We start from the raw sequence: 22,173 nt of genomic DNA on the forward strand, positions 1-22,173 counted from the left end.
CCGCCTCACCTCCCCTCGGGCTCGACGCGCACGTGACGGTCACGGAGCCGGGCGAAGGCTGTCGGGGTCGGGCGAAGGGGAAGGAACTCCTTGATCTGCTCGGCGCATTCACGCGGGCTCGACGTGCCGGTGTCGCACTCCAGGTCGTAGTCGCCGTGACGGTGCACGAGGTCGTACTGATACGCGGCCAGACCCGACGGGCGGTCTCCGCGCGCCCGCTCCCGGCGCTCGAGTTCCTCCAACGGACAGTGGACACCAACGAACAGCACGTTCTCCGCGGGAAGGACCGACAAACAGTCGAACAACCGCCACCGCTCGCTCAGCACATGGTCCACGACGACGTCGTTGCCGACCTCGGCCATCGCGGCGATCGAGCGGTGGAAGCCCATCCTCGTCCGCCGCAGCGCGGTCTCCAGCTCCGCCTCACCGAGGGTCCGCTTGGTGCGCATCGCGTTGAAGCTGTCCACCGCCAGATGGAAGAACACACCGTCGTCCAGCACGTCGAGCAGCTCGCGGGCGACACTCGACTTTCCCGAACTCGACGTGCCGTTGAGGAAGATGATGCGGCCGACTGTCATTCCGTCATGATCACACGGCCGCCGTGACGACCGTGAACACCCCGGAGGCCACGGCCTCAACGGCCTCGGCCGGGACCTCCTACAGTGGTCTGCTGTGAGCCACGACTGGGCGGCCGCGGGTGGCCCGTACGGAGGAGAGCGATCACTTGGCGCCGGACCAGGGAGCACCGAGATGACCCGGCCCGACGGACGGCTCGAACGGGGCAACCGAACCCGGCAGTTGGTGCTGGGCCGAACCGTCGACATCGCCTCGGTCGAGGGGCTGGAGGCGCTGTCGGCGGGACGGCTCGCGACCGAGCTGGGGCTCAGCAAGAGCGGGGTGTTCGCACTTTTCGGGTCCAAGGAGGAGCTGCAACTCGCCACCGTGCGCGAAGCCGGACGGATCTTCGCCGAGCGGGTGATCCGCCCCTCGGAACAGGTCCCCGCCGGCGTCGGACGGGTGTGGCGGCTCTGCGAGGCGTGGCTCGACTACTCGCGCGGACGGGTCTTCCCGGGCGGCTGCTTCTTCTACGGGGTCATCGCCGAGTTCGACGCCCGATCGGGTCCGGTGCACGACGATGTGGTGTCGGCCCATCGGGCGTGGACGGCTCTGATGGAGCGCACGATCGAGGAGGCCCGCACGGGCGGCGAGCTGCGCCCGGACACCGATGTCCCCCAACTCGCCTTCGAGTTGGTGGCGTTGATGGAGGCGGCCAACGCCGTGTCGGTGCTGCACGACGAGGAGACCGCCTATCACCGGGCTCGGACGGGCATCGCGAACCGCTTGCGGAACGCTTCGGCGGAAGGGGTGTCCGTCCCCCGAGGGGGCTGATGCCGAGGCAGTCCCTGGCCACGGCCAGTCCCTGACCACGGCCAGTCCCTGGCCACGGCCCGAGAGATCCCTCTGGCTGGAAAAATAATTGCACGACCGGTCGCACAGTTTTACGGTCGGTTCATGACTGTCAGCGGAGCGGACATCGTCGAGCTCGACCGGATCGCCGTGCAGGAGGCGCTGCGGGTGGTGGACCTGGCGGAGCCCGCGGACTGGGACCGGGACACCCCCTGCGCGGGCTGGGATCTTCGCCGGCTCGTGGCACACATGACCGCACAGCACCTCGGATTCGCGGCGGCGGCACGCGGAGCGGGTCTGGAGGCGGCCCACTGGCGGGAACCGCAGGACATGGACGAGCCGGCCCGGGTCCACCGGGCGGCCGCGACAGCAGTCCTCGCGGCCTTCGCCGAACCCGGCACGACGGAGCGGGAGTTCGCGCTCCCGGAGCTGGGCGGCAGCTTTCCCGGACGGCAGGCCGTCCGCTTCCACCTCGTCGACTACGTGGTCCACGCCTGGGACGTCGCCGCGACGCTGGGAGTGGGTGTGAAGCTCCCCGACGACGTGCTCGCGGCGGCACTGGCCACAGCCCGGCGCGTACCGAACGATCCGGCGGTCCGCGGCCCCGGCAACGCCTTCGCCCCGGCGCTGGACGTGCCCGACGGGTCGGACCCGCTCGACGCGACGCTGCGGCTGCTGGGCCGGGAGCCGCACCTCTGGCCCGTGGCGACCTGAACACCTCGCGGCGCGGAGCCGACGCGCGAGGAGGCCCTCCGCACCGGTCCCGTTTGACCTTGACACGGTGGCAAGGCCTTCACTGCGTGTCCAGGAGGTGGTCTCGATGACGATCACGGAGCGGGACGCGGACACGGACACGGATGCCTTTGTACTTGCGGGCGCGGATGCGCGGGTACCTGGCGGGGCTGATGCGGATGCGCGGGTGCCTGGCGGGGCTGATGCGGATGCCTGTGTGCCTGCCGGCACGAATGCGGGTGCTCATGTACCTGCCGGCACGGCTGGGGATGCGGATGCGGATGCGGATGCGGGTACGGCACGCATGCTCCGGGGGCTGGAGCACGGCGACTCGTCCGTGCGGCTGCGGGCCGCGCTGGCGGTCGGTTCGGCACCCGACCCCGCCTTCGTCCCCCGCCTCGTCCAGCGCTGCGCGGTCGAGCCCGAGTTCTTCGTCCGCGACATGCTGACCTGGGCGCTCACCCGCCACCCGGTGTCCATGACGCTTCCCGCGCTGCTCACCGAGGCCGGTTCGGACCGCGCGCAGGCACGGAGCCAGGCACTGCACACGCTGTCCAAGATCGGTGACGCGCGAGGGTGGCAGGCGATCACACCGGCCTTGCTGTCCGACGCCGACGACGAGGTGGCGCGGAGCTCCTGGCGCGCCGCGGTCGTTCTCGTACCGGCGGGCGAAGAGGCCGGGCTGGCCGCGGAGTTGGCGACCCAGCTCGGGCGCGGCGGACAGGACACGCAGCTCAGTCTCAGCCAGGCCCTGGTCGCGCTCGGAGACGCGATCGTGCCGGTTCTGCTCGCCGCGACGACGGCGCCCGGCGAGCGCGTACGGACGCACGCGCTGGCCACCCAGCGGCTGCTGCGCGATCCGGACGCCGGATTCGAGTCGGCGATCGAGGAGGCCAAGCGCGTCGCGGTCCTCGACGGGCCGGGACAGGAGGGACCATAGGGCGTGTTGATCGGTGAGGTGGCGCGACGGTCCGGTGTCAGTGCCCGCATGCTGCGGCATTACGAGTCGCTCGGTCTGGTCCGTCCTTCGGGGCGTACCGGCTCCGGCTACCGGGAGTACTCGGGGGACGACATCCGGCGGATCTTCCACATCGAGAGCCTGCGTTCACTGGGGCTGTCGCTGCGTGAGATCGGGCGCGCGCTGGACGATCCCGGATTCGCGCCGTCCTCGCTCGTCGAGGGTCTCATCGCTCAGACCCGCGAACGCATCGCGGCGGAGACCGAGTTGCTCACGCGGCTGCGCAGGATTCATGCCGCGGAGCCGGCCGGCTGGGAGGACGTCCTCCAAGTCATTGCGCTGCTCCAGGCGTTGGCCTCGAAGAGCGCCGACGCGCGGCAGCGCGCCGCGCTGTCCTCGGCCGGTGAGGTCCCGGTGCCCGTGGAGGCCCTGGTGGAAGCGGTGCTGGGCGAGACGGAGCCGAACGTCGCCGGGGCCCTTCGCTGGGCCCTGGCGCGCTCCGGCGACCGCGGCCCGGCGCTGCTCGCGGAGGGTCTGGCCTCCGAGTCGGCCGCGGTGAGGGAACGTGCCGTCCAGTCGCTCGCCGAGATGCCGGACGCCGAGGCCACCACGTATCTGCGAGGTGCTCTCGCGCACCCCGACTCCGTGGTCCGCGGGCACGCGGCTCTGGCACTCGGGGCGCGCGGCGTGGCCGACGCGGTCCCGACGCTCCTCGACATGATCGTGGAGGGACGCAACGACACCGACGCCGCGGACGCGCTGAGCGTGCTGGCGAGCGACCCCGTCACGGCGGACCGGCTCGCGGACGGGCTCCTCGGCCGTCTCGCCCACCCGGCCACGGAGGCACCCGCGCGCGGGCGGCTGACGCAGGCCCTGGCGGGCATCCCGGGGGCGAGGACGTCGGACGCGCTCGTGGACCTGTCCAAGGACCCGGACCGAGCCGTCGCCCTGACCGCGGCCTATCTCCTCCATCTGCGTGACACGCACTGAACCCCTCCACCTGCTACTCCTCCACCTGTGCGACGCGCGCCGACACTCGTCCCCCGGCAAGACGCTCCGTCCGTCAGAATCAGCGCATGCTGACCGTCGGTTCCGTCGTCCTGGGTGTGTCGGATGTGCCGCGCGCGGCCGCGTTCTGGACGGAGGCTCTCGGATACGTCCCGCGCGACGCGCCGGAGGACGACTGGGTGGTTCTGATGCCTGCGGACGGGGCCGGGGTACGGCTGTCACTCGGCCTCAGCGAGACGCCCGTACAGGAGCGTCCGCGGATCCACCTCGATCTGTACGCCGGGGACGCCGCCGACCAGGCCGCGGAGGTCGAGCGGCTGGTGTCCCTGGGCGCGCGGCGCGTCGCATGGGACCGGTATCCCGACGACGCCGATTTCGTCGTTCTCGCCGATCCCGACGGCAACCGCTTCTGCGTCATCGACACGGGCCACCGCTGACCGCCGCTCCCGCGCGGGAAGGCTACAGCCCGACCGTGCGGCGGACCGTCTCCAGGCCGACCAGTTCGATGCGGGGGGTGTCGTCGACGTCCCGGGTGAGGAGGACCTTGTTCTCGACGAGCAGGCCGCTGGTCACCACGTAGCTGCCGTCGGGCAGGACGCCGAGCGGCAGGGTGCGCGGGCCGAGGTGGAGGTTCAGGTCGCGTCCCTCGCGTGTGAGGCGGTAACCGCCCTCGTAGTAGCCCAGGTACGGTGCGGTGGCTCCCGGGTCGGTCGGCGCGGTCCGGCGGCCGAGGGCGCGCAGGTCTTCGAGGGCGGCGACGTACGCGGCATGGGCCTTGGCCGGGACGCCCTTGTTGAGGCCGAACCGTTCGCTGAGCAGCAGGTTGAGGACGTAGAGGTAGAAGTACGGTCCGGTCGGGGTCGGGTTCATCCCGTTGAGCACGACCAGTCCGAGGTCGTGCTCGGGCAGGAAGCCGATGTACGAGGTGAAGCCGTCGATCCCGCCGTTGTGCCAGATCAGCGAGGTGCCGTCGCGGAAACGGTTCTGGATCCAGCCCATCCCGTAGCCGGACTCGGTGACGTCCGGGTCGAACTCGGGTGACACGGGGACCGGGATGTGGGGCTTCCAGCACTCGGCGAGGTTCCTGGCCGACACCACACGCCGGCCGTCGACGGAGACACCGCGCCGCAGTTGCATGCGGACGTACGCGGCCATGTCGTCGAGCGAGGCGAGCGTGCCGCCGGCGGGGGCGTAGCTGCCGACCGGCCCGTAGGCGAGCGGCCTGTTGGCGCCGGTGAGGTCGGGTACGTACCCGCGCATGAAGTCGGTGACCAGTCCCCGGGGGTCGTCCGCGATCCGGGCACCGGTCATACCGGTCGGCCCGTACACCCGCTCCCGCATCTCGTCGGCGAACGTGCCGGTCAGGGCGTCGCCGGTCACGCCGGAGGCGAGCAGCGGGAGGTAACCGCCCACGCAGTACACCGTGTTGTTGTAGTGGTAGCTGGTGCCGGGTGGCGCCACCACCGGGAGGGTGACCAGGGATCGGAGCAGCTCGGGGGCTGTGGGGTCGCCCTCGTGGAGGCCCGACAGGGCGGGCGGTTCGTCGATGCCGGTGGCCATGCCGAACAGGTCGCGGACCCTCAGGGAGCGCGTGAGCCGGTCGGTCGGTGCTCGGAAGCCCGGCCAGGCGTCGACGGCCCGCTGGTCCCAGGCCAGTTGCCGCCGGTCGACGTAGGTCGCGGCGAGCAGCGAGGTCATCGACTTGGTCGTCGAGGCGACGAGGAAGCGGGTCGACGGGGTGACCGGGGCGCGGCTCTCGATGTCGCGGACGCCGAGCGGCAGCGTCAGCAGTACGCGGTCCCTGCTGACCACGGCGACGGCCGCGCCGGCCAGGCCCATGGCGGTGAACTCGTCCCGTACCCGGGCGGCGAACCCCTGCCATGCGCCCGCCGCGGCCGCCGCCGGTCCGGCTGCGCGTGCCGGGGACGACCGGACGCCCAGCCCGGCGGCCAGGCCCGCGGCCACGGCTCCCCGGATCGCGGTCCTGCGCGTCGTACCGGTCGACGAGACCGCACTCGCGGCGTCGGACTCCATGGGCGTTCTCCTCAGGGCAACGGGAGGGAAGATGAATGGCTGTCGATCGAGGCGGTGATGGGGCGGCGCTCTTCCCGGCGGACCGGTGTGGGGCGGCCGGTCCCGGCACCGCCGGTGCGGCGCGGCCCATCCCGGCAGACCGGTGTGGGGACGCCGGTCCCGGCCAGGGAGGTGCGGCGGGGCCTGACGGCTCGGCCCCGCCGCTGTCCTCGCTCTGTCAGCGGCCGTCGATGACGACGTACTGACCCTGCGCGTCGTAGTCGATACGGCAGTCCAGGTTGCCCTCGGAGGCGCAGTTCGGCAGGACCCTGCCGTCCTCGACGGTCGCCGTGATGCGGACCTGCCCGGCCCCGCCCTCCGACTGGTACACGGCCGTGGAGGGGCCGTCGATCGGGACGATGGCGGCGTAGTTCGGGTAGAGGGCGCGGGGGTACTCCCCGCTGCCCTCGTGCGAGGCGAGCTGTACGCCGTTGAACGGCAGACGGGTGCCCGTCTTGATGCGCACCGTCGTCTGGCTCACGCCCGGCGCTCCGACCCCCGTCGGCTGGGTGCCGTTCCCGTTGCCGGAGCCGACGACGTTGTCGTGGCCGACGTTGAAGATGTCGCCGTCCGCGCGCTGGTACACGTTGTTGATGACGATCAGGGGACCGTCGCCCTTGTCGGCCGCGGCTGCGGTCGCGGCGGTGACGGGAAGGGCGACGAGGGCGGAGGCGAGCAGTGCGGCGGCCCTGGCGACTGTGCGGTTCAAGGATCGTTCCTTCGCATGTGTTCCGTTGGCTTCGAACACGACCGTAGGAACCGCGCAACCGCTCGTGCCGCACCGTAGCTCACCCGGGTGGTGTCGCTGCGCCGATCGCCACACCCCGGACCGCTCGACCCCTCGCCACCGATCAAGGCGGCACGGAGATACCGGGCGGGCGCCGCCTTCGCCCCGCGACCGGTACCACGCCGTGAGGGTCGGTGGTTCACGAAGCCCCGTCCGAGCCGACGGTACGGGCAGCCGCATCGGCGCCGGCCAACTGATGCCACCAGTGACCGCACCCACCGGAACAGAAGCGCCGGCGACGTCGCTCGTCCGCGATGGCGAGCACCGCGACCAACAGACGGAAGGCTTTTCGGCGTTCGTCGACCGGGGTGAGACCTGCGACCTTCCCCAGTTGCTCGTCGATCCGTCCCCGGGTGATCAGCACGGCAGGGGTGTACGTCGGGCGCAGCCCGGAACGCCGGACGGCCTCAGGTCCGTCTTCCTCGACGGCGCGAGCCTGGCCACAGTGGTGGCACAGGAAGCGCAGCACCTCGCTCTGCTCCTCCGAGCCGAGACCGTCGAACCACTCGACACCTTGCGCCATCGGGCGCAGCCCTTGGGCGAGTTCGTTGAGTATGACGTCGCGTTCGCTCACAACGGGCTCCGGTCGAGAAGGCGGCGCTCCGCCGCGGCTGATCAGGGTTTGCGCGCAGCACCGCCGGATCGCCACGCCATCGACGGCGCCGTCCCGCCCAGCGGCCAGCGGATTGCGCTCGATCCTGGCTGCCGCAGGCTGATCACGCCAGTTGATTGTCGCGCCATGCCCGCCTGAGGGCTTCGAGTTCGAGGGAGGGAAAGTGTTCGCCCCATTTCCCTCGGTATCCGCTGACGCCGTACTCTCGCTTCACCTCGTCGAAGCAGCGAATCACCGCCCGGGCAACGGCTTCGAGGGATTGCAGGCTCGACCAGATCTCAGTACCCGCGTTGTCATGGTTGCCGCCGTCCGGCAGCTCCAGCACGCGGATCCAGACGTCCTGTCCTTCGCGGAAGAAGATCCAGCGGTAGGCGGTCGGCTCCGCCTCGAACTGCGCACGGGTCTCCCCCTCGCCGGCGAACATGCGGGTCACGGCTGTCAACAGGTCTTCCGGTGCTGTCGTGATGTCGGAGACGGTGGTTTCGGCCTCACCGCGCGCATCGGCCACCGTGCAGTGGGCCCAGCCATGTCCCGTCAAAGTCCAGACGAGCCTCAGGTCACCCATGCCGCTCATCGCCCCGCTCTCGCGGCGAGGACATCGATCCGTTCGGTGGGCCGTCGTCGAGATGACGTGCGAGCGGACGAACCGGGCGCCGGGTCACCGTGAACCAGCCCGGCCGTACTTCGGTCAGCAAGGGACTCAGCGACTCCACCGCCGTTCGCAGGTCGTCCTCGGTCGACGTCACAGGCGCGGGCAGGCTCTGCCCGTACAGGCGCAGTCGCCAGAGGTCGAAGATCTCCGTGCCGTCGGCGGCGAAGTCGACATCGACCTCGGTGCCGTCCTGGGCCGTGAACCGACACCCTGCCCCGTGCACGGCGTACTCGTAGCCGCCTGCTTCGCCGCGCCGGGCGATCTGGCGCGACCGGACCAGCCCGAGGATGTCCGCGAGTCGTACGAGCGAGGGCATCGCCGCCCGGACGGCCTCCCCTACGACGCCGAGAGCGTCGACGTAGCCGACCACCAGGGCGCGTGACGGGTTCACTCGCGACCGCCCGCGGTCATCAGCCCGGAGCCACACATCGCGTCACCCATCGCACCGACATCAGGGATGCGATTGTTCCACGACGACCGGGGACTCCGTGTCGGGCCACCGCTTCCGCATGCGTCAAGTGCCGTCGCGTCACAGGTCCGTCCCAGCGGGTGACGGTCGTGGGCAGGGGTCGTGGGGCCCGTCGGCGGGGTGGGCGCCGGGGTGTGTCCGGGGAGGTGGGCTTCGGGTTCGGGTGGGCCTGTAACAGGGGTGTACTACACGGCGATTGGGCGGAACGGCTGCCGGGCCGGGGCGCTCTTGATGCTCGGAAACGCTCGCCGCCGGCGGGCAGCCGGTACCACCGACCCGGACCGAGGAACAATCGATGCGCGTTCACAAGCTCACCTTCGCCGCCCTGGCCGTCGCCGCAGGCCTCTCGCTCACGGCCTGCCAGAACGGGGACGACGGTACGGGGAAGAGCGCACCGTCCGCCGGATCCCACGCGTCGGCCCAGGCCGGCGGTTCGAGTTCGAACGGTTCGGACCAGGGAAGCGGTTCGGACTCGGGCGGCTCGGATCAGACCGGCGGGACGGGCACCGGAAAGGGCTCGACCGGAAAGGGCTCGACCGGAAAGGGCTCGACCGGAAAGGGCTCGACCGCCGGGACCGGCACCGACGCGAGCGGCAAGGTCGAGAGGTGCCACACCGACGAGCTGGAGGTCACCGCGAAGGACGACACCATCGACGGCGACCCCTCCGGCAACGTCGCGGTGGAATTCAAGAACGGCGGCGGTCACGACTGCTCGATCTCCGGGTACGCGGGCGTCGACCTGAAGACGAACTCGGGGACGGTGTCCGCGAAGCGCACCGGTGCGTCGGCCGGCCGGAGCATCCTCAAGAACGGACAGTCGATCGCCTTCGCCGTCACCTACCCGCTCAACAAGACGGGCGGCTCCGGCGTCCGCATCACGGGCCTGCTGGTGACCCCGCCGAACGAGACCAAGACGGTCACCCTCGCCTGGCCGGGCGCCGCCACCCTGCCCGTCACGAACGGCTCCGGCGAGCCGGTGAAGGTCGGCCCGATCGGCAGCGCCGGCCAGGGCGGCTGAGCCGTACCCCGGGGCGTCACCTAGGGATTCGCCCCGATACCCGCGAAGCGGCCTCTTCCCTACCATCGTGGGTGGGGCTGAACGTCCGGTCAGCCGATCCACTACGCACCGAACCCACCGTGCGCCACGGAGGCCCGATGAAGGCGATCGCCCAGGACCGGTACGGCTCCCCCGACGTCCTGGAACTCAGAGAGGTCGACACCCCGGCCGTCGCCGATCACGACGTCCTGGTCCGCGTCCACGCGGCCTCGGTCAACGCCCGGGACTGGCACCTCATGCGGGGTGATCCGTACCTGGCACGCCTGGCGCTCGGGGTGAGCCGCCCGAAGACGAGGATCCGGGGTACGGACTTCGCGGGCCGGGTCGAAGCGGTGGGCAAGTCCGTACGGCGGTTCCGTCCCGGCGACGAGGTGTTCGGCGAGGTGGACGGCGCGTTCGCCGAGTACGTCAGTGCCCGGGACGACCTGCTGGAGCCGAAACCGGCCGCGCTGTCGTTCGAGCAGGCGGCCGCCCTCCCGCTCGCGGGGAACACCGCGCTGATGGGCCTGCGCGACCTCGGTCGGATCGGGCCGGGGCAGGAGGTGCTGATCAACGGCGCCTCGGGCGGGGTGGGGACCTTCGCGGTGCAGATCGCCAAGGCGTTCGGCGCGGAAGTGACCGGCGTATGCAGCACGAGGAACACGGACCTGGTCCGGTCGCTGGGCGCGGATCACCTCATCGACTACACCCAGGAGGACTTCACCCGGAACGGACGGCGGTACGACGTCGTGTTCGACCTGGTGGGGAACCACTCGTTGGCCGGGTTCCGCCGCGCGCTGAAACCCCAGGGGACACTCGTCCTGTCCGGCGGGGGCGTCTTCGAAGGCGGGAGTGTCGTCGGACCGATGGGGCTCCTCATCAAGGGCCAGGTGATGTCCCGCTTCGCCCGCCACCGCCTGCTCGTCCTCACGGCGGCGCCGAGCAAGGAGAACCTGGCGACCCTGAGAGAACTGGCCGACTCCGGGAAACTCACCCCTGCCGTCGACCGCACCTACCCGCTGAGCGAAGCGCCCGAGGCCATCCGGTACCTCGAAAAGGAGCACGCACGCTCGAAGGTCGTCATCACCGTCTGACCGGGCGTTGGAATCATGTCGTGCGCTGATCCTCCAGGCGGCAGCCATGCGCAGCCGCGGACGGCGGGGCGTGCCCGCGGCACGGCCGGGCGGGACGGACGATCACGATGCCCGTCACCTCAAGAAACCCCCTCGTCACCCTGTGTGAGATCCGGCCGCGGCTCCCGTCACGGCCCCGCGAGTGCTCCGCATGGTCAGACCCGTCCCATGGTGCGACGCTGGAGGGAGCAGGTATCCGTGGGGCCACCGGGAGGACCGATGGGACGCGACGTTCCGGCACTGGTCTTCACCCGCGAGGACCGGCGCCAGTACCGGATCAAGATGCAGGAATGTCTCGACGCCTTCGCACAGATGCTCCGGGAAGCCCGGTTCGACGTGGAGCGGCCCCGAGTGGGCCTGGAGATCGAGCTGAACCTGACGGACACCGAGGCCGAGCCGACGATGCGGAACGCCGACGTGCTCGACGCCATCGCGGACCCCGCCTGGGACACGGAGCTGGGCCGGTTCAACCTGGAGATCAACATTCCGCCCCGGCGGCTGATCGCGGGTGGCCCCGACGCCTGGGAGGAGGAGATCCGCGCCGCCCTGAACCACGCGGACGAACGCGCCAGGACGATCGGCGTCCATCTGATCATGATCGGCATCCTGCCCACCCTTCGGGAGTCGGACGTCGGACCGGAGGCGCTGTCGGAGAACGCCCGCTACCGGCTGATCAACGAACAGGTCTTCGCGGCGCGCGGCGAGGATCTGCTCATCGAGGTGGACGGGGTCGACCGGCTGCGGACGTACGCGGAGACCATCACGCCGGAGGCCGCGTGCACGAGTACGCAGTTCCATCTCCAGGTGTCTCCCGAGCAGTTCGCCGACTACTGGAACGCGGCGCAGGCGATCGCCGGGGTCCAGGTCGCGCTGGCGGCCAACTCGCCCTTCCTGTTCGGCAAGGAGCTGGCGCACGAGACCCGAATCCCGCTCTTCGAGCAGGCGACGGACACCCGCCCGCAGGAGATCAAGGCACAGGGCGTACGGCCCCGGGTGTGGTTCGGTGAGCGGTGGATCAACAGCGTCTTCGATCTCTTCGAGGAGAACGTCCGCTACTTCCCCGCGCTGCTGCCCCTGTGCGAGGAGCAGGATCCGACGCAGACGCTGGAGCGCGGGGACACGCCGGAGCTGGCCGAACTCACCCTGCACAACGGCACGATCTACCGGTGGAACCGTCCGGTCTACGCCGTCTCCCAGGGCAGGCCGCACCTCAGGGTGGAGAACCGCGTGCTGCCCGCGGGCCCGACGGTCGCCGACACCCTCGCCAACGGCGCCTTCTACTACGGGCTGACCCGCGCGCTGGTGGAGGAGGACCGGCCGGTGTGGTCGCGGATGTCCTTCTCCGCCGCCGAGGACAACCTGCACACCGCGGCGCGGCACGGCATCGACGCCCGCCTGTACTGGCCCGGAGTGGGTGAGGTGCCGGCGCCCGAACTCGTCCTGCGGCGGCTGCTGCCGCTCGCCCACAAGGGCCTGGAGCAGTCGGGCATGGACGAGGCGTGGCGGGAGCCGCTGCTCGGCATCATCGAGCAGCGGTGCGTCACCGCGCGGAACGGGGCGGTCTGGCAGAAGGAGATGCTGCACCGCTTCGAGGCGGCGGACCACTGCGGCCGTCACGAGGCCCTGCGGCGCATGACACGGCAGTACATCGACTACATGCACCTGAACGCGCCGGTGCACACATGGCCGGTGGACTGACCCGAACTCCTCGGTCCCACAGGGCCATCGGACTGACGCACGCCTCTCGGCCCGTGCGCATCAGCCCTTCGCCATCTCCGTCATGGTCTCGCGCACGATCCGCACCGCGTGCTCCGTGTCGGCGCGCGTCACGTCCAGGTGGAACACGAACCGCAGTTGGCCCGGGTACCCCGCGCACAGCAGACCCCGACGGGCCAGTCGGTCGCGTACCTCGTCCGTCTCGACGCCGGGGGCGGAAGCCGCGAAGACCATGTTCGTCCCACTGGGCTCCATGGTGAGGCCCGCCACGTCCTTCAGCCCCTCGGCGAACAGCGCGGCGTGCGCGTGGTCGTCGGCGAGCCGCGTCACATGGTGGTCGAGCGCGTGGAGCGCCGCGGCCGCCAGGACGCCCGCCTGCCGCATCCCGCCGCCCAGGACCTTGCGCCAGCGCCGGGCCTCGACCACGAACTCCCGCGATCCGAGGAGCGCGGAGCCCACCGGTGCGCCCAGGCCCTTGCTGAAGCAGACCGACACACTGTCGAAGTGGCCGGCGATCAGCCGTGCCTGCTCGTACGGATCGCCGCCGCCGGCCACCGCGGCGTTGAACAGCCGGGCCCCGTCCAGGTGGGTGGCGAGTCCGTGCTCGTGGGCCAGGTGCGTCGTGGTCTTCAGGTAGTCCGTCGACACGGCCCGCCCGCCGATGGTGTTCTCCAGGCAGAGCAGGCGCGTCCGGGCGAAGTGCGCGTCGTCCGGCTTCACGGCCGCCGCGATGTCCAGCGGGTCCAGCGTCCCGTCCGCCCGGTGCGGCAGCGGCTGGGGCTGAATGCCTCCGAGTACGGCGGCGCCACCGCCCTCCCACCGGTACATGTGGGACATCTGGCCGGCGATGTACTCGTCCCCGCGGCCACAGTGGGTCAGCAGGGAGCACAGGTTGCTCTGCGTGCCCGAGGAGACGAACAGCGCGGACTCGAATCCGAGCAGCCCGGCGATCCGCTCCTGCAACGCGTTGACCGTGGGATCGTCACCGAAGACGTCGTCTCCGACCTCGGCCTCGGCCATGGCGCGGCGCATCGCCTCGGTGGGCCGGGTGACGGTGTCGCTGCGCAGGTCGATGAGGTGACCGGGCTCGTCATGGGCGGCCTCGGGCGCGTTCACGGCGCGGGGGGCATCGACGGCGTCGGCGGCACGGGCGGCATCAGTGGTGGGCACACGCATACTCTGCCACGCCAGGAGCCGCCCCGAGTGTCTGGGGGACGAGGCCCTGGAGGTCCGGCCGCAGCACCCTCCGGGAGGGGCAGATGTCCGGCCCTCCGCACCTCCCGTCAAGGCTGAGACCGACGGGCCATCACGCGGCTCCCCCGGCCAGGCCGCTCTCCCACCCACGCCGCTCCCCCGATCACGCCGCACCCCCGACCCAGGCCACGCACGCTGCCACCCACACCGCTCCCCCGCTCACGCCGCTCCCCCGGTCGTCGCCTTCGCGGCTCCCGCCAAGTGCCCGCCGTACGCGTGCCGTTCGCCCTCCGTACGCCTGGTCCGTGTCTCATTGCGGGCGGTCGTGAACACGACAGGGTGCAATCCGGTGCAGGGGTGCCATTCTGTTGGTCCACTTCCGTCTCACTCCGGGTCGCACGCCCGGCGCCACGAAGCGACAACGTTGTCTTTCGACGAGGCGCGGCCCGTGTGCGCGCCCGACCGTGCGTGCGTATGAGCGACGCTGGAGAGGTCACGTGCCCAACAGATCCCGTCCCCCCGTGCCCCGCGTGCTCCTTCCGGGGACCGCCCGCAGCGGCCGTCTGCCACTGCGCGCGGCAGCGGCCGCCCTGCTCACCGGGGCGCTCGTCCTCGCCGCGTCCGTCGGTGGTACGGCCGTCGCGGTGCCCCTCGCCGTCACGTCCACGGCCTCCGGCGGCACGTCCGGCGGCACCGACTACACGCGGCTCGTCGACCCCTTCGTGTCGACCGCGGGCGACGACGGCAACGATCTGCCGGGAGCCCAGGCCCCACACGGTCTGGCCAAGGTCAACCCGATGACCACGCCGGGCCGGAACCACTCCGGATACGACTACGACGAGGACCACATAGCCGGCTTCACGGCCACGGACCTCGACGGCGTCGGCGGCTCGGGAGGCGGGGGCGACCTGCTCGTCGTCCCGACGTCCGTCCGGTACGACAAGCGCCCCTCCCCCGGCACGTACGCGCACACCTACAGCCACGACGACGAGAGCGCGACGCCCGGCTCGTACCGGGTGGGGCTCGGAGCCGTTTCCGGGACCGCCTCGTCGGTGACGCAGGACTCCGGCACGGTCAAGGCCGAGGTGACCGCGACGACGCGCACGGCGCTGGAGCGGTTCGACTTCCCCGCCGGATCGGCCCCGGAACTCGTCCTCGACCTGGCGAACAACTTCACCAGCCGCACCCGCTCGACCCTGAAGGCGACGACGCTCCCGGACGGGACCACGTCGATCGGCGGGCTCATCGCGGGGTCGTTCAACGGCGCGTCGTACCAGCTCTACTACAACGCCACGACGAACGTCCCCGTGACCTCGCTCAAGAGCTGGGGCGACGACGGCGGGCTGAGCGACGCCACCGCGCGGGACGGCAAGGACACCGGCGCCGTCCTCGCGTTCGACCCCGCCGCGGGGAAGGACATCGAACTGCGCGTCACCCTGTCGCCGATCAGCGCCGAACAGGCCGCCACCGACCAGCTCGACGAGGTGGGCGACCTCACCTTCGACCAGGCGCGCGAGCGGACGCGCGCGGACTGGAACCGTGCGCTCGGCGCCGTCGACGTACAGGCCTCCGCGCAGTCCGATCCCGGGTCGACGCTGACCAAGGAGTTCTACACGCACCTGTACCGCATGTACGCACTGCCGGTGAACGCGACGAGCACCAGCGGGACGTATCGCGGTGTGGACGGAGCGGTGCACAAGACGAACGGCTTCACGTACTACGACGGTTGGTCCACCTGGGACGACTTCCGCAAGTACTCGGTCGAGGCGTACATCGATCCGTCCACCTACCGGGACATGGTGCAGTCGCTCGTCGAACTCTTCGCGGACGCGCACACCGCCGGCAAGAGCCTCGGCAGCCTCACCCACTCCGTCCCCACCGTGCGCTGGGAGCGCTCGGCCGTGCTCGTCGCCGACGCGCTGTCCAAGGGGTACAAGGACTTCGACCGGCTGGACGAGGCCTATCCCGCGCTGATGTCGTACGCCGGGTACTACACGGGGGCGCAACTGCGCCAGGGTTACGTCACCGGGGATCCGGGCACGACCGTCCAGCGCGGCTACGACCAGTGGGCGCTCTCCGTCATCGCGGACGCGCTCGGCAGGAAGACCGACGCGGCGAAACTGCGTACGCAGGCCACCATGGCGATCGACAACCTCGTGCGGCCCGGCGCCTGGACCGCGGCCGACGGCACCGGAGTCGGTCTGCTCACCCCGCGCGCCGCGAACGGCGACTGGCAGAGCGCCGACCACGAGAAGTTCGAGGCGGCCGGGCTCTACCAGGGAACGCTCTGGCAGTACCACTGGTACGACGCCTACGACATGGGCGGTCTCATCAAGGCCATGGGCGGCGCGAAGGCGGGCAGGGCCGCCGTGGAGCACATGTTCGGCGAGGACTCCGGCGCCGACGACGGCTCGGCCATGCTGCACTCCAACGCGAACGAGATCGACCTGCAGGCCCCGTACCTCTTCAACTACGTCGGCGAGCCGAGCCTGACGCAGAAATGGGTGCGCGCGATCTACACCGGGACGACCTGGAACCGCTACATCGCGACGGGTTCCTCGAACGAAGCCCCCAGCTCCGGCGGCGAGTTCCGGCCGCCGGTCAGGACTCAGGTCTACAAGCTCTCCCCCAAGGGCTTCCTGCCGACCATGGACAACGACGCCGGCACCATGTCGACCATGTTCGTCGGCGCCGCCCTGGGCCTCTTCCCGGTGACCGCCGGTTCCAGCCAGTTCCAGATCGGCAGTCCGTTCTTCGACTCCACGACGATCCACTACGCGAACGGCGCCCGGTTCACGGTGAAGGCCGACGGGGTGTCGCCCGACGCCTACTACGTGCAGAGCGCGACCCTCAACGGCGCCCGTTTCGGGAACACTTGGCTCGACTACTCGCAGATCGTCTCGGGCGGAACCCTGGAGTTCACCATGGGCTCCAAGCCCTCCACATGGGGCGCGAAGACGAGGCCCGCCTACTCCCTGGACACCGACGCGGGTGACACGGGTGGCGGCGGCACGGGAGCGGGCCGGGGCGACACCGTCGTCTCCGCCGCCCCCGGCACCGTGGAGACACGGGCCGACGGCACCGTCGAGGGCGGCGTCAGGCTCACCCTGTCCGGCCCCGCCGAGTTCGCCGCCCGCAAGGGCACCAGCCTGACCAGGACGGGCGCGGCGACCGTGACGGGCCTGCCGGGCGGGGTCACGGCGGATCTCCGCGTCGACGGCTCGCGTACGGCGACACTGTCACTGAGCGGCAGCACACGGGCCGACGCCCGCATCGGCATCACGTTCCAGGACGCGGCCTTCGCCCACGGCGTGCCGGCCTCGACGGTGCGCGGCACCGGCACATCGCCCACCGACCCGCTCCGCCTCTCCGCCGCCGCGGTGCATCGCAAGGCGCTCGGCACGCTCGTGGACCAGGCCTCGCTCGTGCGCGCCGGCAACTACTCCGACGGCTCGTGGACCGTTTTCCGGGCCGCGCTGGAGCGGGCGCGGACAGTCCTCGGGGACAGCGCCTCCGCGACGGGCACGGTCATGGCCGCGGACGACGCGCTGCGGTCCGCCGCCGACGCGCTCACCATCGACGAGGGCGGCTACGCCGTCCTGCAGGCCGAGGCCCCCGACCAGAAGGAGGGCCCCAGCCTCGTGAGCGAGGCGTACTACTCGGACGGCGACCTCGGCGGCGTCACCGAGGGCGCCTGGGAGCGGTTCACCGCGCTGGACTTCGGCGGAATCGCGCCGCGCAGCGTCTCGGTCCGCTACGCCAACGCGCAGGCCACGACGGCGAAACCGAGCAGCGTCGACGTCCACGCCGGTGCCGCCGACGGCCCCGTCGTCGCGAGCGTCCCGCTCCCCGGTACCGGCGGCTGGCAGTACTACAGCACGGTGCGGGCGGCCGTCACCGACCCGGACGCCCTGCTGGGCGCGTCGAGCGTCACGTTCGTCTTCCACGCGCCGTCCGGACAGCAGTGGGTGTCGAACTTCGACCGGTACCAGTTCTCCCCGTACGAGGCCTCCTCGTCCTCCGCGACCACGCTCGCCACGCTGACGGCGCCCAACAGCACCACGACCGGCGGCGGTTCGCTCCCGCTCAACCTCGCGAACGGCGTCTTCGAGAACACGACGAACGGCGCGTGGGCCGAGTGGAAGGACACCGACCTCCGCGACGGCGCCGACACCGTCACCGTCCGCTACGACAAGCCGCAGTCGCGCGCGGCGTCGGACTCGCGCATCGAGTTGCACCTCGGTTCGAAGGACGGCCCGAAGAGCGTCGACATCCCGCTCGACTACAGCGGATCGGGCTGGGGAACCGTCGCCACCACGACCGTACGGCTCGATCCGGGCGTCTTCAGGGGCGTCCAGGACGTCTACGCCGATTTCGTCTCCAGCACTCAGAATGCCTCACAGCCCTACGTCGCCAACGTCTACTCACTGACGCTCACTCAGGAGGCCGACGCGCCCTTGGTGTTCGACGCCACCGCGTTCCGCTCCAACAGCGGCGGCGGGCTCAAGAGCGAGCCGGTCGGCTGGACCGGCGCGGGATCCACCACCGACCTCGGCGGCACCTACGCCGGAGCCTGGCTCGACTACGGCGACCTCGACTTCGGCGGTTCCCCGAAGAACACCGTCACGATCACCTACGTCAACAACTCCGCCCGCTGCGGCACCGGTTCGGCCGTCCAGCTCTACCTGGACTCCTTCGACCCGGCCGCCCCCGGGACGCCGTACGCGACCGTCCCCCTGCCGGTCACGGGTGCCGCCTGGTCATCGGGAGGGACGACAAGCCTGACCCTGCCGAAGGCGGTCACCGGCCCGCACGCCGTCCATCTGCGTCTGGTGACCACCCCGGACGCCTCGCACCCGTACGTCGCGAACCTGGGTCGGATCACCTTCACCCATGTCGGGACGCCCGCCGTCACGGACAAGTCCGCGCTGCGGAAGGCCATCGACCAGTACGCCGGCCTCTCCACCGAGCCGGAGCGCCACGACACGATCGACTTCGGTGTCTACCAGCGCGAACTAGCCGCGGCGCGCGCCCTCGTCGACGCCGACGCCGTGACCCAGCTGGAGGTCGACACCCGGACCCGTGGTCTCACCCTCGCGGCCAGGCAACTCGTCCCGCTCCCGAGGCTGAGGCTGGAGGAACTGGTCGCGACCGCGTCGGCCCTCGACGACGCGCGCTACACGGACGCGTCGTGGACGGCGTTCTCCGAGGCGCTCGCCGCGGCCCGGACCACGGTCGCGGACGCGGCGGCCTCCGACGAGACCCTCACGGCACGGTACGCCGCGCTCGACCACGCCCGGGACGCGCTCACCACCAGGCCGAAGGCGGTGCCCGCCGTGCCCGCGGCCGTGTCGGCGACCTCGTCCGGCACGAGCGTGACCGTGGCCTGGTCCGCCCCCGGGGACACCGGAGGCTCACCGGTCACCGGTTACAAGGTCACCCTCGACGACGGTCACCAGGTCGAGATCCACGACCCGGCCGGCCGGCGCACCACGTTCACCCGGCTGCGGGTCGGCAGGTCGTACACGGCCCGGGTCCGGGCGGTGAACGCCGTCGGCACCTCGCGCCCGAGCCCGGCCACCGCCCCCGTGGTGACCGGGGGCGGCAAGCCGCAGAGGCCGACCGTGAGCAGCGTGGTCACCGACGGCAAGCGGGTCCGCGTGAGCTGGCGTCCGGCCGGCGACGGCGGATTCCCGGTCGTCGGGTACACCGTGGTCCTCGACGACGGAACCACCGCGCACGTCCCCACCATGACGGAGACCACCCTTCTCACGGCCGCAGGCAAGGCGAAGACACACACGGCGACCGTCACCGCGGTCACCCTGGCCGGAACCTCCGCCGACACCGTCGCGCCCGCCTCCAAGACGGCGGCGGACACGGCGGACGCCTCCGACCCGGCGTACGAGCCGTCCCCTTTCCCGGACGACACGCTGAACGCGACCTACACATCCGACAGTTGGCCGACCACTGGCGACGGAAGCGACTACTTCGACAACCTGCTCAACGGGTTCGACGACCTGGGCACCGGCGTCCGCGCCGCCAACACCAGCGTCCCGAACGGCACTTCACCGACCGCGGAGAACGACAGGATCGCCGTGGCCGTCAACAACGCGGCCACCCAGGCGGAGGTGGACCGCGCCGAGGTGGACGCGACCCACAGCGCCACCGTCACGATGGCCGACGGCCTCGGCTCCCGGCTCGGCCGGATCTACGGCGACGCCCTGAGCGGCGGACGGCTGCCCAAGACCAGCGCGCTGTTCTCCCGCGTCACGAAGGGCCTCGACGGGGTCGACGCGGCGAAGAACCGCTACGGCTACCAACGCCCTTACGTTCGGCTCGGGTTCGTCGGTACCGGGGGTGCCGTCTACGAGTCGCAGGACGGCTCGTACAACAGCCTCGCCACCAGCGGCTCGTACCCGAGCGGCCACACCTACGGCGGCTACGAGGCCGGGACCGTGCTCGCCACGCTCCTGCCGGAACTGGCGCCGTCGATCCTCGCCCGCACCTCGGAGTACGGGGACAACCGCGTCGTCCTCGGGTTCCACTACCCCCTGGACGTCATGGGCGGCCGCATCACCGGACAGGCCACCGTGGCACACCGCTGGGCCGACCCCGACTTCCGCAAGCTGCTGCTGGAGGCCCACACCGAGATCGAGAACGTGCTGCTCGCACGGTGTGCGCAGGAGGGGTACGGCGACACGCTCGCGGCCTGCGCGGGCGACCCGTACGCCGGTCTGAGCACGACGCAGGACGTCGCCCTGTACACCCGGCGCCTCACCTACGGCTTTTCCCAGGTGGCGAAGCCCGGTCAGACGCTCAGGACACCGGCCGACGCGGCGGCCCTGCTGACCACTGCCTTCCCGGACCTGACCACCGAGCAGCGCGTCCAGGTCCTGGAGCAGACCGCGACGGACTCCGGGTACCCGCTCGACCTCACCGCGGACGGCGGAGCGAGCTGGCAGCGGATCAACCTGGCGGCCGCCATGTCGGCACACGTCGTCGTGGGCGCGGACGGTTCGGTCACGGTGACCGACTTCGCCGACGCCACCAAGGCGAGTGTCGCCGACGCGGACTCGATCAGGGTGGGCGGCGTCCCCATCGACGGCTTCGATCCGGAGGGGTCCACGTACGTCGTCGACTGGCCGAAGAACAAGAGGATCCCGGCCGTCTCCGCCGTACCGGCCAGGTCCGGCGCACGGGTGCGGGTCACCGACGGCGGGCCGGTCCTCTCGTCGGCCGGCTCCCGGTTCGTCAACCGCACCATCAAGGTGACCTCGGCCAACGGTTCGGTCAGCCGCACCTACACGGTCGGGTTCCGGCTCACCGACCGCGACGACCGGCCGGTCGTCGCCGGCGGGAACGGCGGCGACCGGGACGACGTAGGGGCCGGCCCGTGGCTCCCCGGCGACAGCGGAACAGACCCCTCCGGCGGCACGCGCCTCTGGTCGCCGGGGAGAGAGTGGGCCGAGCGCCTCGGCGTCGCGAGGCCGGCGGGAAGGACGTGACGACGTGCCGACTGACCATCGGGCGGTCGGCTCACGGCGGTTCAGAATCCGATGGCCTCGCGGAGCAGCAGGACGGTGGCGCGCCCCGGGTGGGGTTCCGCGTTGAGGACGAGCAGGCGATTGAGCGCGCTCGGCACGCCGTAGACCTTCCGGGCGCGCTCGTCCTCCAGCGGGACGCAGTACTCGTCGACGCGGCGCAGCGCGGTCTCCAGGTCGGGCACCACCTTCTGCGCTCCGACCACCAGGATCACGCGGGGCGCGGAGCCCGCGTAGGCGGGCAGTTGGCTTCCGCTGGCCGACGCGGCCACCAGGGAGCCGGTCTCGGTGACCGCGGCGACACTGCCCACCACGACGTCGGGGCAGGCGAGCATCCGCCAGATCTCGGCCATCTGGGTCGCGCGGTCCATGGCCGTTCCGCGCGCCTTGACGGAGTCGTACCGACCGCTGTCGTTGATGTCCTCGTCGATGCCGGACAGACGGAGGGTCTCGCTGGCCACGGTGAACACCGCGGCGCCCTCGGGGATCAGGTCCTTGACGCGGGCCCGCGCCGCGGTGGCGTCGTCGAGGATCTCGACGTCGAAGTTCTTCTCCTTCAGAGCGGCGGCCACCCGCTCCAGTCGCTGGTCGTCGACGGGGTCGGTGAACGAAGGCGCGGCGGTCGCACGCGTCTCCGCGGTCTCCTGGCCCGCAGGTGTCTCCGGGGTCTGCGCGGTCGCCGGGGTGTCCGGGGTCTGCGTGGAACCTGATGTCGAGGCGGTCATGATGTCTCCGGCCTTCCAGTCGCTGAATGATGGGTCGTGTGTCGGTCTCATCCCTTCGACAGGACAGGCCCGCGAAATGTGAGGTGCGGCTCCGGCCTCACATTCCGGTGCGCTGTCTTGTCGAAGGGG

At 71.2% G+C, this 22,173-nt stretch carries 17 protein-coding genes; 9 read left to right on the plus strand and 8 right to left on the minus strand.

Features of this window, described 5'->3' with window-relative positions; genetic code table 11:
• Positions 1-5: 5 nt before the first annotated feature.
• Positions 6-578: a chloramphenicol phosphotransferase CPT family protein gene (locus ACZ4TO_RS00180; protein ID WP_468022922.1), complete on the minus strand. Its 573-nt coding sequence runs from the start codon at positions 576-578 to the stop codon at positions 6-8.
• Between the two features lie 172 nt (positions 579-750).
• Here ACZ4TO_RS00180 and ACZ4TO_RS00185 point away from each other — a divergent pair, with 172 nt between their 5' ends.
• The 5 genes from ACZ4TO_RS00185 to ACZ4TO_RS00205 all read left to right on the plus strand — a co-directional run bounded on the left by ACZ4TO_RS00185 (position 751) and on the right by ACZ4TO_RS00205 (position 4,542).
• A complete protein-coding gene (locus ACZ4TO_RS00185; RefSeq protein ID WP_468022923.1) occupies positions 751-1,389 on the plus strand; it encodes a TetR/AcrR family transcriptional regulator in 639 nt (212 codons plus the stop codon).
• A 123-nt stretch (positions 1,390-1,512) separates the two neighbouring features.
• The gene (locus ACZ4TO_RS00190) at positions 1,513-2,121 is read left to right on the plus strand and encodes a TIGR03086 family metal-binding protein (protein ID WP_468022924.1); all 609 of its coding nucleotides are present in this window, start codon (positions 1,513-1,515) and stop codon (positions 2,119-2,121) included.
• Positions 2,122-2,443: 322 nt separating this feature from the next.
• On the plus strand, positions 2,444-3,079 hold the full coding sequence (locus tag ACZ4TO_RS00195) for a HEAT repeat domain-containing protein (protein WP_468022925.1): 636 nt from the start codon (positions 2,444-2,446) through the stop codon (positions 3,077-3,079).
• Positions 3,080-3,082: 3 nt separating this feature from the next.
• Positions 3,083-4,087 carry a HEAT repeat domain-containing protein gene (locus tag ACZ4TO_RS00200; RefSeq protein ID WP_468022926.1) on the plus strand — a complete coding sequence of 335 codons (1,005 nt, stop codon included), beginning with the start codon at positions 3,083-3,085 and terminating at the stop codon, positions 4,085-4,087.
• Positions 4,088-4,173: 86 nt separating this feature from the next.
• Complete coding sequence (locus ACZ4TO_RS00205) at positions 4,174-4,542, plus strand: VOC family protein (RefSeq protein WP_468022927.1); 369 nt, start codon at positions 4,174-4,176, stop codon at positions 4,540-4,542.
• Between the two features lie 22 nt (positions 4,543-4,564).
• On the opposite strand, the gene ACZ4TO_RS00210 is transcribed toward ACZ4TO_RS00205, so the two are convergent.
• From ACZ4TO_RS00210 to ACZ4TO_RS00230, 5 genes are all read right to left on the minus strand, one after another.
• A complete protein-coding gene (locus ACZ4TO_RS00210) occupies positions 4,565-6,139 on the minus strand; it encodes a serine hydrolase domain-containing protein (RefSeq protein WP_468022928.1) in 1,575 nt (524 codons plus the stop codon).
• Positions 6,140-6,356: 217 nt separating this feature from the next.
• A complete protein-coding gene (locus ACZ4TO_RS00215; protein ID WP_451075272.1) occupies positions 6,357-6,887 on the minus strand; it encodes a hypothetical protein in 531 nt (176 codons plus the stop codon).
• A gap of 217 nt (positions 6,888-7,104) precedes the next feature.
• Positions 7,105-7,539 carry a DUF5958 family protein gene (locus ACZ4TO_RS00220; RefSeq protein WP_468022929.1) on the minus strand — a complete coding sequence of 145 codons (435 nt, stop codon included), beginning with the start codon at positions 7,537-7,539 and terminating at the stop codon, positions 7,105-7,107.
• A gap of 142 nt (positions 7,540-7,681) precedes the next feature.
• On the minus strand, positions 7,682-8,152 hold the full coding sequence (locus ACZ4TO_RS00225) for a hypothetical protein (RefSeq protein ID WP_468022930.1): 471 nt from the start codon (positions 8,150-8,152) through the stop codon (positions 7,682-7,684).
• A complete protein-coding gene (locus ACZ4TO_RS00230) occupies positions 8,136-8,621 on the minus strand; it encodes a DUF6896 domain-containing protein (protein WP_468022931.1) in 486 nt (161 codons plus the stop codon). Before ACZ4TO_RS00230 ends, ACZ4TO_RS00225 begins: the two co-directional genes overlap by 17 nt.
• A 373-nt stretch (positions 8,622-8,994) precedes the next feature.
• Here ACZ4TO_RS00230 and ACZ4TO_RS00235 point away from each other — a divergent pair, with 373 nt between their 5' ends.
• The 3 genes from ACZ4TO_RS00235 to ACZ4TO_RS00245 all read left to right on the plus strand — a co-directional run bounded on the left by ACZ4TO_RS00235 (position 8,995) and on the right by ACZ4TO_RS00245 (position 12,566).
• Positions 8,995-9,717, plus strand: coding sequence for a DUF4232 domain-containing protein (locus tag ACZ4TO_RS00235; protein WP_468022932.1), 723 nt, complete (start codon positions 8,995-8,997; stop codon positions 9,715-9,717).
• Positions 9,718-9,854: 137 nt separating this feature from the next.
• Positions 9,855-10,829 carry an NAD(P)-dependent alcohol dehydrogenase gene (locus ACZ4TO_RS00240; RefSeq protein WP_468022933.1) on the plus strand — a complete coding sequence of 325 codons (975 nt, stop codon included), beginning with the start codon at positions 9,855-9,857 and terminating at the stop codon, positions 10,827-10,829.
• 258 nt (positions 10,830-11,087) lie between these two features.
• Positions 11,088-12,566: a glutamate-cysteine ligase family protein gene (locus tag ACZ4TO_RS00245; protein WP_382784763.1), complete on the plus strand. Its 1,479-nt coding sequence runs from the start codon at positions 11,088-11,090 to the stop codon at positions 12,564-12,566.
• A 60-nt stretch (positions 12,567-12,626) separates the two neighbouring features.
• Here ACZ4TO_RS00245 and ltaE read toward each other — a convergent pair whose 3' ends face one another.
• A complete protein-coding gene (ltaE, locus tag ACZ4TO_RS00250; protein ID WP_468022934.1) occupies positions 12,627-13,754 on the minus strand; it encodes a low-specificity L-threonine aldolase in 1,128 nt (375 codons plus the stop codon).
• A gap of 554 nt (positions 13,755-14,308) precedes the next feature.
• On the opposite strand from ltaE, the gene ACZ4TO_RS00255 reads away from it, so the two are divergent.
• The gene (locus tag ACZ4TO_RS00255; RefSeq protein ID WP_468023759.1) at positions 14,309-21,283 is read left to right on the plus strand and encodes a glycoside hydrolase domain-containing protein; all 6,975 of its coding nucleotides are present in this window, start codon (positions 14,309-14,311) and stop codon (positions 21,281-21,283) included.
• A 41-nt stretch (positions 21,284-21,324) separates the two neighbouring features.
• Here the strand turns inward: ACZ4TO_RS00255 and ACZ4TO_RS00260 are convergent, their stop codons facing one another.
• Positions 21,325-22,044 (minus strand): LUD domain-containing protein, encoded by a 720-nt coding sequence (locus ACZ4TO_RS00260; RefSeq protein WP_382784758.1) that lies wholly within the window; start codon positions 22,042-22,044, stop codon positions 21,325-21,327.
• Between the last annotated feature and the right edge of the window lie 129 nt (positions 22,045-22,173).

Source organism: Streptomyces sp. NPDC028298 (assembly GCF_055565895.1).

Excerpts from the sequence above, each read along its gene's own strand:
- ACZ4TO_RS00180 (WP_468022922.1), bottom strand. The coding sequence starts at position 578 with ATGACAGTCGGCCGCATCATCTTCCTCAACGGCACGTCGAGTTCGGGA.
- ACZ4TO_RS00185 (WP_468022923.1), top strand. The coding sequence starts at position 751 with ATGACCCGGCCCGACGGACGGCTCGAACGGGGCAACCGAACCCGGCAG.
- ACZ4TO_RS00190 (WP_468022924.1), top strand. The coding sequence starts at position 1,513 with ATGACTGTCAGCGGAGCGGACATCGTCGAGCTCGACCGGATCGCCGTG.
- ACZ4TO_RS00195 (WP_468022925.1), top strand. The coding sequence starts at position 2,444 with ATGCTCCGGGGGCTGGAGCACGGCGACTCGTCCGTGCGGCTGCGGGCC.
- ACZ4TO_RS00205 (WP_468022927.1), top strand. The coding sequence starts at position 4,174 with ATGCTGACCGTCGGTTCCGTCGTCCTGGGTGTGTCGGATGTGCCGCGC.
- ACZ4TO_RS00210 (WP_468022928.1), bottom strand. The coding sequence starts at position 6,139 with ATGGAGTCCGACGCCGCGAGTGCGGTCTCGTCGACCGGTACGACGCGC.
- ACZ4TO_RS00225 (WP_468022930.1), bottom strand. The coding sequence starts at position 8,152 with ATGAGCGGCATGGGTGACCTGAGGCTCGTCTGGACTTTGACGGGACAT.
- ACZ4TO_RS00235 (WP_468022932.1), top strand. The coding sequence starts at position 8,995 with ATGCGCGTTCACAAGCTCACCTTCGCCGCCCTGGCCGTCGCCGCAGGC.
- ACZ4TO_RS00240 (WP_468022933.1), top strand. The coding sequence starts at position 9,855 with ATGAAGGCGATCGCCCAGGACCGGTACGGCTCCCCCGACGTCCTGGAA.
- ACZ4TO_RS00245 (WP_382784763.1), top strand. The coding sequence starts at position 11,088 with ATGGGACGCGACGTTCCGGCACTGGTCTTCACCCGCGAGGACCGGCGC.
- ACZ4TO_RS00260 (WP_382784758.1), bottom strand. The coding sequence starts at position 22,044 with ATGACCGCCTCGACATCAGGTTCCACGCAGACCCCGGACACCCCGGCG.